General features: G+C 53.7%; 11 protein-coding genes. 9 read left to right on the plus strand and 2 right to left on the minus strand.

Annotated features, from left to right (window positions below; translation table 11 throughout):
• The first annotated feature begins 58 nt into the window (after positions 1-58).
• Positions 59-1024, plus strand: coding sequence for an aldo/keto reductase (locus NYE69_RS17755; protein WP_340930430.1), 966 nt, complete (start codon positions 59-61; stop codon positions 1022-1024).
• A gap of 60 nt (positions 1025-1084) precedes the next feature.
• On the opposite strand, the gene NYE69_RS17760 is transcribed toward NYE69_RS17755, so the two are convergent.
• A complete protein-coding gene (locus tag NYE69_RS17760) occupies positions 1085-2212 on the minus strand; it encodes an ankyrin repeat domain-containing protein (RefSeq protein ID WP_240751704.1) in 1128 nt (375 codons plus the stop codon).
• 139 nt (positions 2213-2351) lie between these two features.
• On the opposite strand from NYE69_RS17760, the gene NYE69_RS17765 reads away from it, so the two are divergent.
• The 7 genes from NYE69_RS17765 (at position 2352) to NYE69_RS17795 (ending at position 10332) form a co-directional block, all read left to right on the plus strand.
• Positions 2352-3056, plus strand: a complete 705-nt coding sequence (locus NYE69_RS17765) for a response regulator transcription factor (protein WP_340930431.1) — start codon at positions 2352-2354, stop codon at positions 3054-3056.
• Entirely contained in the window at positions 3053-4057 is a 1005-nt protein-coding gene (locus tag NYE69_RS17770) for a sensor histidine kinase (protein ID WP_240751705.1), read from the plus strand. The genes NYE69_RS17765 and NYE69_RS17770 overlap by 4 nt, the downstream gene beginning before the upstream one ends.
• A 171-nt stretch (positions 4058-4228) precedes the next feature.
• Positions 4229-4999, plus strand: coding sequence for an ABC transporter ATP-binding protein (locus NYE69_RS17775; RefSeq protein WP_240751706.1), 771 nt, complete (start codon positions 4229-4231; stop codon positions 4997-4999).
• Positions 4974-6908, plus strand: coding sequence for an ABC transporter permease (locus tag NYE69_RS17780; protein WP_340927241.1), 1935 nt, complete (start codon positions 4974-4976; stop codon positions 6906-6908). Before NYE69_RS17775 ends, NYE69_RS17780 begins: the two co-directional genes overlap by 26 nt.
• 29 nt (positions 6909-6937) lie before the next feature.
• Positions 6938-7990 carry a DUF418 domain-containing protein gene (locus NYE69_RS17785; RefSeq protein WP_340927242.1) on the plus strand — a complete coding sequence of 351 codons (1053 nt, stop codon included), beginning with the start codon at positions 6938-6940 and terminating at the stop codon, positions 7988-7990.
• 362 nt (positions 7991-8352) lie between these two features.
• Entirely contained in the window at positions 8353-9786 is a 1434-nt protein-coding gene (locus NYE69_RS17790; protein WP_340927243.1) for a DHA2 family efflux MFS transporter permease subunit, read from the plus strand.
• A gap of 93 nt (positions 9787-9879) precedes the next feature.
• The gene (locus NYE69_RS17795) at positions 9880-10332 is read left to right on the plus strand and encodes a VOC family protein (protein ID WP_340927245.1); all 453 of its coding nucleotides are present in this window, start codon (positions 9880-9882) and stop codon (positions 10330-10332) included.
• Between the two features lie 70 nt (positions 10333-10402).
• On the opposite strand, the gene NYE69_RS17800 is transcribed toward NYE69_RS17795, so the two are convergent.
• Positions 10403-11326 (minus strand): copper amine oxidase N-terminal domain-containing protein, encoded by a 924-nt coding sequence (locus NYE69_RS17800; protein WP_340927246.1) that lies wholly within the window; start codon positions 11324-11326, stop codon positions 10403-10405.
• 273 nt (positions 11327-11599) lie between these two features.
• Between NYE69_RS17800 and NYE69_RS17805 the strand changes: the two genes are divergently transcribed.
• Positions 11600-15691: an S-layer homology domain-containing protein gene (locus tag NYE69_RS17805; RefSeq protein ID WP_340927247.1), complete on the plus strand. Its 4092-nt coding sequence runs from the start codon at positions 11600-11602 to the stop codon at positions 15689-15691.
• The last annotated feature ends 70 nt before the right edge of the window (positions 15692-15761 follow it).

A 15761-nucleotide genomic window follows, 5' to 3' on the forward strand; every position in this document is an offset into this window, starting at 1 on the left:
TGTTTTAACGATCCATTTTTAAAGCTGCGGAAAAGAGGGGATTAAGCTGGGAAATATGATAACACAAAGGAAACTCGGAAGCCTTGGGCTTGAAGTGTCGGCCCTTGGCCTGGGCACGATGATGATGCCGGACAACGAAGAGTCGGTTCGTACCATACACGGCGCGCTGGATCTTGGCGTTACGCTGTTCGATACGGCGGATATTTACGGCGAGGAATTTATGAAGGGAAAGTTCAGCGGCAATGAGCGGCTGGTCGGCCGCGCCTTGAAAGGACGCCGGGACAAGGCCGTAATTGCGACCAAATTTGGCATTGTATCGCCGGATCTGAAAGCACACGGACACCCCGCTTATGTAAAAAAATCGGTAGACGCGAGCCTGCTGGGACTTGGCGTCGATTATATCGACCTCTATTACCAGCACCGCATCGATCCGAATACGCCGATCGAAGAGACGGTGGGCGCTATGGCGGAGCTGGTCCAGGCTGGCAAAATACGCTATATCGGCCTATCGGAAGCGACCGCCGAGCAAATTCGCCGCGCGCATGCGGTGCACCCGCTTACCGCGGTGGAGACGGAATATTCGCTGTGGAGCCGCGAAGTGGAGGATGAGGTACTGCCCGTACTGCGTGAACTCGGCATCGGTTTTGTGCCGTACAGCCCACTTGGCCGTGGGTTCCTGACCGGACAAATCCGCTCCTTCGACGATTTGCCCGAAGATGATTACCGCCGTTATTACCCGAGATTTCAGGGCGAAAACTTCAATAAAAACCTGGAGGTCGTGGCTCTCATCGAAAAGTTTGCCGCCCGCAAAGGCTGCACAGCATCTCAACTGGCGCTTGCCTGGCTGCTTGCGCAGGGAGAGCAGATCGTGCCGATTCCCGGCACGAAGCGGCTGGATCGGGTCCGGGAAAATCTCGGCGCCCTGGAGGTAACGCTCAGCGCGGAGGAACTGGCGGAAATCGAACGCATTTCGCCGAAAGGGGCCGCGGCGGGAGCGCGTTACCCGTCATTTTTGCAGTCTTGATAAATACGAGACAGCCGCTTCGCAAGTCTGGTTTAGATTTGCGGAGCGGCTGTCATTTATTTACTCGGCGCCATGTTCGATCAGCAGTTGCTTGATTTTGAGGCCGTTTGGATCATCTTCGTCGACATTTTGCAGAATCGTAAGTTCTTCTCCAAAGTCCGAATACGTCACGTTGACTTCGGCCCCTTGCTCGATCAGATAGCTGACCATCTCATAATCCGACCGGATTACAGCCCGCGCTAACAAGGGAATTCCCGTATCCCCCGTCTCATTGACATCAAAGCCGTAATTTCCTTCCAGCAGCAGTTTGGTTAGCGGCAGGTTTCCAAATGACACCGCATAATGGAGGATCGATATCCCGCCTTCATCGCCCGGCCGCAGGGACAAATCGGCTCCGTGCCCGATCAGATAGGCCGCGATATCCGTCCGGCCAAGCTCCACGGCGGCGAAGAAGGACGGAAATTCATGCTGGCCGAATCCCGCGTTCACATCGGCGTGATCCTGCTCTACCAACCGCTTCACCTCTTTCAAGGTCAGGTTGCCAAGTTCCGTATACAATTTTGCCGTGGCGCGTTCTTCACTGGTTGCATAGGGCTCCAGCTTTTCTACGGTTTGCTGATCTTGATTCACATAAGCGACCGTATAGGCGGTTTGGCCGGCTTTCGATTTGGCATTTACGTTCACCTTCTGCTCCAGCAAGTAATCCACAACCTCGTCGTACTTGGCCGCTTCCTGACTATCAGATGCATACGCTTTGCTTCCGACAGCCAGCAGCAAGGCCGTCTCTCCTTGAGCGTCCGGCGTATTCAAGTCCACTCCGCAGGCCTTAAGCTTCTTGAACGCTTCCACGTTGGCGTTCATCGCCGCGCCGGATAGTCCATATTCCGTTCGCATCCCGTCATCGGCCGCCAATATGACCGTCGGCCCCTCGTCATCTAACACGATATCGGCAGCGGACGCCCCGCCGCCATGCGGATAAAAAGACTCGCATTTTTCTTGAGCAACGCTTGGTTCTTTAGTATCGGCAGCCCCTTTAGTATCGGAAGAGGCGGCATTGGTTGCAGTCTCCTTCGCGGCAACTTTGTCCACATGGGGTTTGTTCCCGGACATATCCCCACGGCTGCCGCACGCCCCCAGCAGCATGCCGGCGATCAGCAATGCGGCTCCTGCTCCCAGCAACTGTTTCATGGTAGTCTCACTCCAGCATTCTATTTTTCCACCTATAACATGTCGGCATTTTTGGCTTTATTTTATATAGAAGCCAGCAAAAAAGTTCGGTATAGTGAATAAGACAGAGTTGCTCGGCGGGAAAGGAGAGGGATTAAAAGTGTATACGATCCTCATTGTGGAGGACGATATGAAAATCGCGGACAAGCTGCGCTCGTCCATGATGAAATATGATTTTGACGCGCGGGTTGTGGAGGATTTCAGCCGGGTGCTGGACACGTTCCTGGAAACGCAGCCCGATTTGGTACTGCTGGATGTGAATCTGCCGAAATTCGACGGCTTCTATTGGTGCCGGCAAATCCGGGCGAAGTCGCTTTGCCCGATCATCTTCATCTCCGCGCGCGACGGTCAGATGGATCAGGTCATGGCGCTGGAAAACGGGGCGGACGATTACATAACGAAACCGTTCGACATGGAGATTGTGATGGCCAAAATCCGCAGCCAGCTTCGCCGCGCCGTGGGGGCTTACGCCTCCGGCCGGGGGCAGGAACGGACGCTCGAATACGCGGGGATCGTACTGTACCCGGAGCGCTATATCGCGACTTACCAAGGGAGTACGGCCGATTTTACGCAAAAAGAAGCCGACCTGCTGGCCATGCTGATGGAAAAAGGCGGCCGGGTCGTCAGCCGGGAGCGGCTGCTGGATATGATGTGGGAGGACCAGCATTTTATCGACGACAATACGCTGAACGTCTATATTACGAGGGTGCGCCGGAAACTTAGGGAACTGGGAGCGGGAGACCTCATCGAAACGGTCCGGGGCGCCGGCTACCGGATCGCGGCGGACAAGGAGCCTCCGGCATGAGGCTGTTTTGGAAAGATCAGCTCCCGCTTATCCTGTTTTTTAGCGTGCAAATGCTGCTTGTCCCGTTCGTTTACTGGCTGACGGGCGAAGGGCGGCCGGTGCTGGTCGTCCTGTACGGCGTTCTGCTTAGCGGATCGGTGTTGGCCGTCTACCTGGGGTTCCGGTATGTTACGCACCGGGCGATGTACAAGGAGCTTTCCGCGGAGGAGCCGTCCGGGGAGTTTCTCAATCCGCCGCTGGGGGAGGCTCCGCTGCCGGAAGCCTTCCATGAGCGGACCGCCCATTACGAGCGGTTGTACCGTGAACAGCTGCACCGGCAGCAAAGCCGGACCGAGCAGCACCTCACCTTTATGAACCGCTGGGTCCATCAGATGAAAACGCCGCTCTCGGTGATTCAGCTGACGCTCTCCGAAGTGGAGAACGAGCCGGCCGAAAGCATCCGCGAGGAGCTGGAACGGATCCGCAAAGGACTGGACATGGTTCTCTATACCGCACGGCTGGAGCATTTTGAGCAGGATTTCGCCGTCCAAGCCATCGGACTGCGCGCGGCGGCCGGCGAAGCCGTCGCCGAGAACCGCACGCTGTTCATCCGCAAGGGCATCACGCCCAAATTCGAGATCGGCAGCGAGGTGCGCGTGTATACAGATGCCAAGTGGTTTCGCTTCATGCTGGGCCAGATTTTAACCAATGCGGTGAATTATTCGGGCGGTCCCGGCAAAGCGGTGCATCTGACCGCGGAAGACGCCGGTGAGTACATCAAGCTCCGCATACGCGACGAAGGGATTGGGATTGCCCCGGAGGATATAGGCCGGGTGTTCCATCCGTATTTTACGGGAGAGCGGGGCAGGCAGTACCGCGAATCGACCGGCATGGGGCTGTATCTCGTGCGGGAAATCGCCGGCAAGCTGGGCCATGAGGTGGAGCTGGAATCCGCGCCCGGCGAAGGCACCACGATTAGCTTGACCCTGCGCAAAGCGCACGCCAATGAAGGCACATCCTAATGGGGGTGTGTCTTCTTCCGTTATGCTGGACGGCGAACCGAACAAAAAGGCGAACACAACCTTATGGCAAATGTAAGGTCCGGTTCACCTAAACCGATGGCAGCCTAATGCGGAATTGGCGTAAAGTTAGGATATAATTTGCACACGGCACAGAAAGGAGCTGCTTTAAGTTTGGATATTCTTGAAGTCAAAGCATTAAACAAAGTTTACAGCGGTAAAGTGGCGACGCATGCCCTGACCGATATTCATCTGACGATCCGCAGGGGGGAGTTTGTCGGCATCATGGGCCCGTCGGGCAGCGGGAAAACCACGCTGCTGAACATGGTATCGACCATCGACCGGCCGAGCTCGGGCGAAGTCAGAATCGGGGGAATCAACCCGTACAATATGAAAAAACGAGAGTTGGCGCACTTTCGGCGCAAACAGCTTGGCTTCGTGTTTCAGGATTTCAATCTGCTCGATACGCTCACCGTGGCGGAAAATATCGTCCTGCCGCTGACGCTGGACAGACGTCCGTTGAAAGAAGCGGAGGCGCGGCTGGCGCAGACGGCTGCGAAGCTTGGCATCGGCGGGATTCTGAACAAACGCGTTTACGAAATCTCCGGAGGACAGCGGCAGCGGACGGCGATCGCCCGGGCCATTATCGGGTCTCCGGTGCTGCTGCTGGCGGACGAGCCGACCGGGGCGCTGGATTCCCAATCTTCGCGGGCGGTGATGGAGTCGCTGGCTGAGATTAACGAGCAGGACGGGACGACGCTGATGCTGGTGACGCATGATCCGGTGGCCGCGAGCTACTGCAACCGGATCGTCTTCATCAAAGACGGCAAGTTGGCGGCGGAAATTCACTGCGGCGAGAACCGTCAGGCTTTTTTCCAAAGAATCATCGATATGCTGTCGTTCTGGGGAGGGGATAATCGTGAACTTTCCTCAATTCGCGTTTAACAACGTCCGCCGCAATGCCCGCGCTTATGTTGCCTATTTGCTGAGCAGCGCGTTTATGGTCATGATTTTTTTCACCTATGCCGTCTTTATTAATCACCCGAACATCGCCGGCTCCTCCATGGGCAACATGACCCGGACCGGCATGACGATCGCTACCGTCATCGTTTATGTGTTCGCCTTCTTTTTCGTGCTGTATTCCATCAGCGCGTTTCTGAAGTCGCGGAACCGCGAGTTCGGCATCCTGACGATCCTGGGCGCGGAGTCCCGGCAGATTAACCTGCTGATTTTCCTGGAAAATATGCTGATCGGCGCTGTGGCCATCGTAACGGGGATCGCGGCGGGACTAATGTTGTCCAAAGTGTTTCTGCTCGTCAGCACCAGGGTGATCGATATGGAGGAGCTGCCTTTTTACTGGCCCGTAAAAGCGATCCTGCTAACCGCCGGCGCGTTTGTGCTGTTATTTCTGTTTATCTCTCTGTTCATGCTGATGTTTATTCGGAAACGCCAAGTTCTGGATTTGCTCACGGGCAGCAGCAAGCCGAAAAAAGAACCGAAAGCGAACGTGTTTATTTCCCTGTTCGGCATCGCCCTGCTCATGATCGGGTATTGGGCTCTTCATGGGAAGAAGCTTGATGAGACCGGACTTTTGATCGCGGCCGTAAGCGGCATCGCCGGAACGTACTTTTTCTACTCCCAGCTGTCCGTCTGGATCATCCGAAGACTGCAGCGCAGCCGGGCGACGGCCTGGAAGGGCACGAATCTGCTGTGGATCTCGGAAATGAGCTATAAATTGAAGGATAACGCGCGCATGCTGTTTCTGGTTTCCGTCGTTGTCGCATTGGCCTGCATGAGCACCGGGTTTGTTCTGGCTTCCCAGCAGGCGATCAGGGATTCTTTTATGGGAAATCCGTTCAATTTTAGATACACGGCTTACAGCGACGGGGATAAAACGAAGGCCGAGGAAGATCTTGCCTACATCGAAAAAGCCCTCCGAACGGCAGGCATGGAATATCGCGCCGCGAAGGCGGATTTGATCGCAAACAACAGCTACACGGCGGGGGAAGAGGAGACCATGCTGATCTCGCAAACGCAGTTTAACCGCCTGGCATCGGTCATGAATATCGCCCCGGTGGAACAGCTCGGCGAAAGCGAAGCGGTGCTGGTGCAAACGCCGGAAACTAAGCGTGATTATCCTCCGCAAGGGAATACGATGGATATACGGATTGCGGAATCGGTGCACCCGTTACATATTGTTTCCCGGACGGATCCGGCCGCCTTCCTATCCTATACGGGGAAGCTGCTGGTCGTCCAGGACGGGGTATTCGAGCGGTTGGAGCAGGAACATCGGGCCGGGGGAGGTTACGTGCAAAATAACACCGTCTTTATGGTTCCCGATTCCGGCAAGCTTCCAAGCAAGGAGGACCCGGAAACGAAACTGGGCCTTGAGCTGACCGAGTGGAGCCGAAGCGGACATCATGAAGGTTTTCTGCAATCGCGGTCGGAAGATTATTACACCAATAAACAAACCTTCTCTCTTTTTAGTTTTATCGGCGTTTTTGTCGCCATGATTTTCTCGGTCTCTTCGGCGAGCTTTCTTTATTTCAAATTACACACGGAGCTGACCGCCGACGCGGCGATGTATCGCTCCCTGTCCAAAATCGGGCTCAGCAGCCGGGAAATGAACGTCTCGGCGACCATTCAGATTGGCGTTTTGTTTTTTATCCCGATCGCGGTGGCGGCGCTTCAGTCGCTGGTGGTGCTTGGGCCGGTCATGGAGATGATGAATTCGCAGAGCCCTGTTTATGTCCCTGTGCTAACCGCCTCGGCGGCTTTTCTCGCCGTCCAGATCGTGTATTTCCTGATCGTCAGAGCCCGCTATATCAAAGCGGTCAATAAAACGATGGTTTAAGATTCGTATCTATGAAAGGAAAAATGAAAATGAATCAACCAGCAGCAAGCCATGAACGAATTCCGTTTTTGGATCTGTTTCGGGGGTTTGCCCTATTGGGACTCCCTTTAGTCAATGTATTGTCGCTGTGGCTCATCCGTACGCCGGAGAACGCCGCCGAGTTATGGATTCAGAAGGGGCTTTACTTCTTTGTCGAGGCCAGATTTTATACCATCTTCACGTTTTTGTTCGGACTTGGATTCTATATGTTCTTATCCCGGTCCGCGGCAAAGAACGGGAACGGTAAGCCCAGACTAAGGCTGTACGTCCGCCGGCTGATCATTCTGCTTGTAATCGGAGTGATTCACCAGTTCTTTCAATCCGGGGAAGCCCTGTTCAACTATGCCGTCGTCGGCTTGCTAGCGCTGCCTCTGTATTGGGCTCCGCGCCGGGTCAATCTGGCTATCGGTGTCATCGGCCTGCTGCTCACTGCGGGAGCGGGGTTGAAGCTCCTGACGATCCCCTTTCTCATCGTACTCGGGCTGGCGGCCGGCCAATATGGTTTGATCCAAGCCGTCCATAAAGGGCTGTCTTCCTTGCGCACGATCTGGGCCGTATCGCTGAGCGGAACGGTGATTGGCATTGGCGTTATGTGGCGGGTTGCTCCTGCTGAGCCGATGCCGTCGTTTCTATACTCGGTAGAGGGGGGCGAAACCCCGCCGATATTGCAGGCTGCACTCCTATTGGCGCATATCGGCGTGGCAACGGGGCCGATCGTATCCGTTTTTTATTTAAGTTCGCTCCTGCTTCTGCACCGTTCACGTGCGGGCGCACGGCTGCTTTGGCCGCTCCAAGCTTACGGGCGGATGGCGCTGACCAATTACATCGGACAGACCGTATTTCTGGTTGGCATTCAGTTCCTCTTTCTTAAAACGGCCGAGACCACCTATGTCGTATCTACGCTGGTTAGTCTCGTCATTGTGGTTGTGCAGATTATCTTCAGCCATCTATGGATGCGGCGGTTCCGGTTCGGTCCGCTGGAATGGCTGTGGAGATGCGGCACTTACTGGAAGATCGTGCCGATACGGAAGGAAACGGTCTAGTTCTGCATTGATGACCGCAAAGCGCTGAGTGCCCATCATTCTAACGGTTGTCATCGCTGTTATTCCGGCAAAATGCAGGGGAAACTAAATTTAACGGTTGTGGCAGAGCTTATTTTGCCTTTTTCTGCGGATATGAGCTCTTTTTCACCTCAATAAGCGCGTCTACAACCGTTAAAACATGAAACCCCGTCTTTTCGGCTAAATAGCGGTGATGACAACCGTTAGCGAAAGACTGTTCAAATTCAGCAATCCATAAGAAATGTCACCTGCGCATTTCATGTATAATAAGCAGATAGCGGGGGCACAAAAACTCCTCGTGCATAAAAACATAACATCTACGGATAGTGAAGAGGAGAGGATTTATGAAGCAGTATAATACCCGCGCCATCATGGCGTCCCTGCTTATCTGCGGTTTTATCGGCATGTTCAGCGAGACGGCGCTCAACATCGCCATCAGCAATCTGATGGAAGTGTTCCAAATTTCGGCGGCGACGGCGCAGTGGTTGACGACGGGCTTTCTGCTGACTTTAGGTATTCTCATGCCGCTGTCCGGTTTGCTGCTGCAATGGTTCACGACGCGGCAGCTGTTCGTCGGCTCGGTGACGAGCTCGATCATCGGCACCTTGATCGCGGCGCTCGCGTTTAATTTCGAGATGCTGATGGTCGCGCGCGTCCTGCAGGCGATCGGCATGGGGCTCTTGATTCCGCTCATGTTCAATACGATTCTGGTCGTTTATCCGCCGGAAAAACGCGGCGCGGCGATGGGCTTCGTCGGCCTCGTCATCATGTTTGCGCCGGCGACCGGGCCGACCGTGGCGGGGCTTTTGATCGAGTATTTGACGTGGCACTTTATTTTCTGGCTGTCGCTGCCGTTTCTGGTGCTCGGCTTGCTCGTCGGTTTGAAATTCTTGGAAAACGTCACCGAAGTGACGAAACCGCGCATCGACCTGCTATCCGTCATCCTGTCTACGTTTGGTTTTGGCGGCGTCGTGTTTGGCTTCAGCAAGGCGGGGGAAGGGGACGCGGGCTGGACTAGCCCGATCGTTATCGCCTCAATCGCCATCGGTCTCGTTGCGCTCGCGCTGTTCGTACTTCGCCAGCTGTTCATGCGCGAGCCGATGATGAATTTACGCGTGTTTAAGTACCCGATGTTTATCGTCGGGCTGCTGCTGGTGCTCACCTGTATGATGATCATCTTGTCCAGCATGATTGTTTTGCCGATGTATTTGCAGCAGGGCATGAAGCTTTCGCCGTTTAGCGCCGGCCTGATGCTGCTGCCGGGCAGCGCGCTGAACGGCTTCCTGTCGCCGCGCATGGGCAAGCTCTTCGACAAGTACGGTCCGAAATGGCTTGTCCTGCCCGGGCTGGCCGTCGTGGCGGCCGCGCTCTGGTTTTTCTCCGGCGTCACTCCGGTGACTTCGGTGTTTTTCATTGTCGCGCTGCATATTTGCCTGATGATCGGCATCTCGATGGTATTCATGCCAGCGCAGACGAACGGCCTGAACCAGCTGCCGCCGGAGCTGTACCCGCACGGCACCGCGGTGATGAACACGCTGCAGCAGGTGGCGGGCGCGGTCGGCACTGCGGTTGCGATCAGCATCCTGACGCACGGTATGGAGCGGTATCTCGGCGCGTCCGCGGCCCCGACCGAAGTCACCGAGGTGGCGAAAGCGATGACGCTGGGCTCGCACGGCGTGTTCCAATTCGCGATGATCGTGACGCTGATCGGGCTGGCGCTGGCGCTGTTCATCCGCCGCGTCATCGTGTCGCACGGAGCGGTGCATCCGTCGCATTGAGCAGTTAATCGTTTGGAAAAAATTGGTAATCTTTGATAGAATAAATATGAAGATGATCAGATAATAAATTTGTACACATCAAGGAGAAAAACTATGGCAAAAAACAAATTACTAAGAATGGACAATGTTGGCATCGTTGTAGAATCCCTTGATGACGCAATCTCTTTCTTCGAGGAGATTGGCTTGAAGCTCGAAGGGCGAGCTACTGTCGAAGGTGAATGGGCTGGTCGCGTAACCGGGCTGGGTTCACAGTGTGTAGAGATTGCTATGATGGTTACCCCAGATGGCCACAGCCGACTTGAACTTTCGCGATTTCTCACCCCACCTACTATATCGGATCACCGAACTGCTCCTGTAAATGCCCTCGGTTATCTACGCGTCATGTTCACCGTTGAAGACATTGACGAAATGGTATCCAGACTCACTAAGTATGGTGCTCAGCTCGTTGGCGAAGTGGTTCAGTACGAGAACTCGTATCGGCTCTGCTACATTCGTGGAAATGAAGGACTTCTAATCGGTTTGGCGGAACAACTCGGTAATAAATAAATTAACATAGCCATAAATAAAAAAACGCTGCTGACAAATGGATGTCAGCAGTGTTTTTTAATATTTTTGATTAAATTGCATCCAAGGCGTCTTTTACTTTTGATTCTACGGATGTATCCACATATTGTATGTTCATGACGTATCCGGCGTCTGCCGGTTTCAAGAAAAGAGTGATTTTTGTGCCTCCGATGATCCACTCGCTCATGAAGTAACCTCCGTCAGCCAGAGGTATTGGCTGATTGTTCTTATCGGCAGCAGCGATATTGGTTTCCGGTTCCCCGTATTTGTCAACTAAGCTTTCGAGCATGCCATCGTAATAACTGATTAACCCGGCCTCGTCATAGTTGGGAACTGGCAGGTCATATATCCATTTGGCCAGTTTATTTTTATAAAACACGTATATTTCATCCGTGTAATCGGGCGCTTCCTGGTACCATAGGGCATAAATATCGCCCTCTTGTCCTTCCTCGATCAGCTGCTTATGGCTGAAGATCGTCTTCATTTGTTTCGGGGTTGCTCCCCATGGCGGAATCGCGACGGTTTTCGCCGGTTTGTCCCCGATCCAAGCTATGGCCTTTGAGGCGTCCAGTCCGATCGGTTTTCCGGTTAACTGCTTGATAGCCGATAAAGGAAGATACGTAGTTCCGTTCATCGTCTTGACCACGGCGGGCAGGGTGGCATCAGACCCGTTGATTTTGGCTTTTTTGCTTCCCGTCTTCACGGTGATAGACGAGCCGTCTGCATTCGCGGCCGTAATGGCTTTCGTCTTGCTATCGACGGTCGTGGTATAACCTAGATCGGTAAGCACCGGTTTCAACGGAACGAGGGTGACATTTTTTTCTACAACCGTCGGGAATTTGGCCGATGAAAGTTTGCCGTCCACATAAAGCGTGTAAGAAGCGGGTGCGGCGGCGAAAGTTGGGGCTGTGAAAGTGAAAAGACCGATAAATGCAGCGAGGAACCCCGTAAGCGTTAAGTAAACTATTTTTTTCATAACGTCTCCTTTTATGTATTTGGTTTCAAAATCATAGGACTATTCTCTTAAATATAACATAGGCGGCTTTAATAGGGGAGGAACAATTTCCCTGTTGGCCAAGGAGGCGTTATGCGCAAAAAAAGAAAAAATTCTTACAATCTATAAGCGGTGCAATCATTTTTACATAGGTTTTACGCCGGGATGACAAGCGATTAATCTCCTTTTGTTATGTTAAACCTGTTTGGAGTGTGAGTACATATCCAACAAAAATAGAGGGAGATGATCAACTACGTGTCTAAAAAGCTATTATCCATGTTGTTATGTACAGCGCTGATGTTTGGTTTATGGGCAGGATTAGGAGCCTCGCCCGTGGCCAAAGCGGCTGCGCAAGGCGAGCCAGACGAGCCGATAATTCTGCTGCAGCGAAACAGCGAGTGGAAATATTTTGATCAGGGTCAAGATTTAATGTCCGTTTGGAGAGCCACGTACGATGATTCCTCTTGGGATTCCGGGTTTGCTCCTTTTGGATACAAGGATAACGGCAGCGGTATTGAAACCTCTACCTTTGGACCGCTCAATACAGAGGTTAACTATGGTCCGGATAAAAGTCTCAAGCATCGCACCACGTATTTCCGTACGCATCTGCAAGTCAATAAGGATGAGATCGACGGGTACGGACAGCTGCTCGGCACATTCGCCATAGACGACGGGGCCGTTGTTTATGTGAACGGGCATGAGGCGGTCCGCTTCGGGATGCCGGAAGGCGAGATCACTTATTCCACCAAAGCGACCTCAAGCCAAGATCTTCCCGTGTTGTATGAAGATGTGGATCTGACCGCGCCGCTGAAGTCCTACTTGAAGGACGGGGACAACGAAATTGCGGTCGAGGTTCATCAACAAAGCGACAGCAGTTCGGACCTTTATTTCGATATGGAGCTGAAAGCGTTGGTTCAAGCTCCGGCGCTTGAAATCAGCAAGGTGACCGTAACTTTCTACGGTGATGCTACCAGTGCGAAAGGATTTACATGGTATACGCCGCTCGGTTCCTCCCGGAGCGATGTGCAGGTTGTGGAAAATCGCGGGGGAGCGCCGGATTTCAGTCAGGCCCAAACATTTAGCGGACGTACTTCCGTCTCTTCGAATTCTCCGGGAGAGCATGTTCATAAAGCGGAGGCGACAGGTTTAGCGGCGGATACCTCCTACTATTTTAGAGTCGGCGATGCCAGCTTGAACCTCTGGAGCGAAACGGGCAGCTTCCGGACCGCGCCGGCGGAGGGAGCTTTTACATTCATTGATTTGACGGACACGCAGGCGAAAGACGAAAGCGAGGCCATGCTGTCCGCAGCCACCTTGTCCAAGGCGCTTGCCACCATCCCTGACGCCAAATTTGTCGTTCATAACGGGGATGTGGTGGAGCACGGCACAGCGGAGCAGGAATGGAACTGGCTGCTGGGCCATTCGCAGCCTAGTCTTTTGAATACAACGATTGTCCCGGCCGCAGGCAACCATGAGGACGATAATTATGCCTTTTACGAGCATTTCAATGTAAAACAGCCGGACAACGCAGCGACGATTACCGGCGCCTATTACTCATACGATTACAGCAATGCGCATTTCCTTGTGCTCAACTCCAATGAGAATTCGGCGGAGTACGCCGACTTCTCCGAAGCGCAAGTGGCCTGGATGAAGCAGGATGTAGAGCAAGCGAAGGCGGCGGGAGCGGAATGGATCATCGTCAATATCCATAAAGGTCCGTATACGACTTCAAATCACGCCACCGACAGCGACATCATCGGCGCAAACGGGGTAAGGAACAAAATCGCTCCGCTGATGAACGAGCTGGGCATTGATCTGGTGCTGCAGGGCCATGACCACATCTATGCGCGGACGAAGCCGATCAAACAAGACGGAACCGCTGAAGATGTTGCTAAAATTACCGAGACGCTGAATGGTCAGAGTATCGAATATGCGGTCAAGCCGGATGGAACGATCTACCTGATTCCCGCTACCGCAGGCGCCAAGGTGTATTTCAAGAACCAGAAGCCGGCGCTGGGCGAGGCGTATTTCAATCTGTTCGAGCGCGCGGAAGAAAACCATGCCCGCAAGTACGGGGAAACCACCAGCTTGGCCAGAGGCCAGGTTCAGAACTTCGTCGGCATTACGATCGATGGCGGCAAGCTGACGGCCGTAACGTATGAAATCGATCAGCATCAAAACAACGCCCAACCGTTCATCGTGGATCAGTTCGGGATTATGAAGGAGACGCTGCCGAATCCTGTTCCGGAAAAAGTGAGCAAAGTGACGGTTACGTTTCACGGGGATGCCACAACATCCAAGGGTTTCACCTGGTATACTTCCCAGCGGGTAACCGGCAGCGATCTTCAGGTTGTGGAGAAGTCCGCCGCCGCCGCTGATTTTACGAAGGCGATCTCGTTCCAAGGGCGCTCCGCGTCTTCTACGAACTCGCCGGCAGAATTTGTGCATAAAGCGGAAGCAGCAGGGCTCAAGCCGGGTACGTCCTATTATTTCCGGGTAGGCGATGCGGCGCTGGGCGTTTGGAGCGACACGGGAACTTTCCGGACCGCACCGGAGAAAGGCGCGTTCACGTTTATCGATCTGGCCGACACGCAGGCGAAGGACGAAGAGGAAGCGGTGCTCTCCTCCCAGACGCTGGCCAAAGCGTTGGCAGCCGTACCGGAAGCGCAATTTGTCGTGCACAATGGCGATATTGTCGATAAAGGCGTCAAGGAAGAGCAGTGGAATTGGCTGCTTGGACACTCGCAGGAAAGCTTGCTCCATACGACGCTGGCGCCTTCCGCGGGCAATCACGAGGATGAGAATTACGCGTTTATTGAGCACTTTAATCTGCAGGTTCCGGAAAAATCGGCAACCGAGACAGGTGCTTATTATTCATACGATTACAGCAAAACGCATTTCGTTATTTTGAATTCCAATGAGGATTCGGATACGTATGATAATTTCTCGGTAGAGCAAGTGGAGTGGCTCAAACAAGATGTTCAGCAAGCCAAAAAGGCCGGGGCTCAGTGGGTAATCGTCAATATTCACAAAGGTCCGTACACCACTTCGAACCATGCAACGGACTCCGATATTATGGGTGCAAATGGCGTGCGCAACAAAATCGCTCCGATCATGGCGGAACTGGATATCGATTTTGTTTTGCAGGGTCATGATCATATTTATGCGCGTACCAAACCGATCAAAGCGGACGGCAAAGCAACAGAGCCCGTCAAAGTTACGGAAATGCTGAATGGAGAGAAACTGGAATACTCGGTAAACCCGGACGGTACGATCTATTTGATCCCGGCGACCGCAGGTCCGAAGGTTTATTATAAAAACCCGAGCCCGGATCTTGGGGATGCGTATTACAGTTTGTTCGAACGTGCGGAAGAAAATCATGCGGCCAAATACGGTCCGGATCCGAAAGATAATCGGCGTCCGAAACGCAGCCAGGTGCAAAATTTCGTCGGCATTACGATTGACGGCGGCAAGCTGACAGCCGTTACGTATGAAATTGATCAGAATCTGAATGGAGCGCAGCCGTTTATTATTGATCAATTCGGGATTGAGAAGAAGGGGGCCGCTACACCGAACCCTGGTTCGGGGAATTCTGGTTCGGGCAATTCGGGTTCAGGAAATTCGGGTTCGGGAAATTCCGGTTCAGGAAAAGGGAATAACCCAGGTTCGAGTTCTGGTTCAGGAAGCGGATCAGGAGCAGGCGCGGAGAAAGATGCGAATTCAGGGAATGGGACAAATCCGGATAGTGGGGCAGATACAGGAGCGCAGCCCGGAAGCAATCCGGGTACCGGATCGGGCATTGAGAATCTGCCGGTGCTTAAGGATATTCAAGAGCATTGGGCCAAAACGGCCATCGATCAGGCTGTGGCGGCCGGCTTCGTGAACGGCTACGCTGACGGAACCTTCCGGCCGAATCAACAAGTTACACGTGCGGAATTCGTCACCATGCTGGGACGCGCATTGGATTTGAACGCGGACGGCACGCAGCTTTCATTTACGGATGTAAGTAAAATTCCTTCATGGGCGAAGGATGCAGTAGCTGAGGCCGTGGCAGCAGGCATTATCAGCGGCTACAAGGACGGCTCTTTCGGTCCGCATAAGCCGCTCAACCGGGCGGAGCTGACAGCGATGATTGTCCGCGCCGGCGGGATCCGCCCCGCTTCGCAAGCCAAGCTTGCCTTTAGCGATGCGAAGGATATACCGGCCTGGGCTGCGCCGTATGTGGCGGCCGCCGTTGATGCCGGACTTGTCGACGGAGTCGGCAACAACCGCTTCGCTCCCCAGCAAGTGGCCACCCGGGCGGAAGCCGTAACGCTTGTTGTGAAACTTCTGGAATTTGTGAAGTAGGCAACACCCGGAATGGATAATTGAATGCTAAAAAGGTTCATGGCGTTGCTGAAACGTCATGAGCCTTTTT

Source organism: Paenibacillus sp. FSL R5-0527 (assembly GCF_038008055.1).
In the GTDB taxonomy this organism is placed as follows: Bacteria; Bacillota; Bacilli; order Paenibacillales; family Paenibacillaceae; genus Fontibacillus; species Fontibacillus macerans.

Coding starts and splice junctions, on each gene's coding strand:
- NYE69_RS17760 (WP_240751704.1), bottom strand. CDS start 2,212: ATGAAACAGTTGCTGGGAGCAGGAGCCGCATTGCTGATCGCCGGCATG.
- NYE69_RS17770 (WP_240751705.1), top strand. CDS start 3,053: ATGAGGCTGTTTTGGAAAGATCAGCTCCCGCTTATCCTGTTTTTTAGC.
- NYE69_RS17785 (WP_340927242.1), top strand. CDS start 6,938: ATGAATCAACCAGCAGCAAGCCATGAACGAATTCCGTTTTTGGATCTG.
- NYE69_RS17790 (WP_340927243.1), top strand. CDS start 8,353: ATGAAGCAGTATAATACCCGCGCCATCATGGCGTCCCTGCTTATCTGC.
- NYE69_RS17795 (WP_340927245.1), top strand. CDS start 9,880: ATGGCAAAAAACAAATTACTAAGAATGGACAATGTTGGCATCGTTGTA.
- NYE69_RS17800 (WP_340927246.1), bottom strand. CDS start 11,326: ATGAAAAAAATAGTTTACTTAACGCTTACGGGGTTCCTCGCTGCATTT.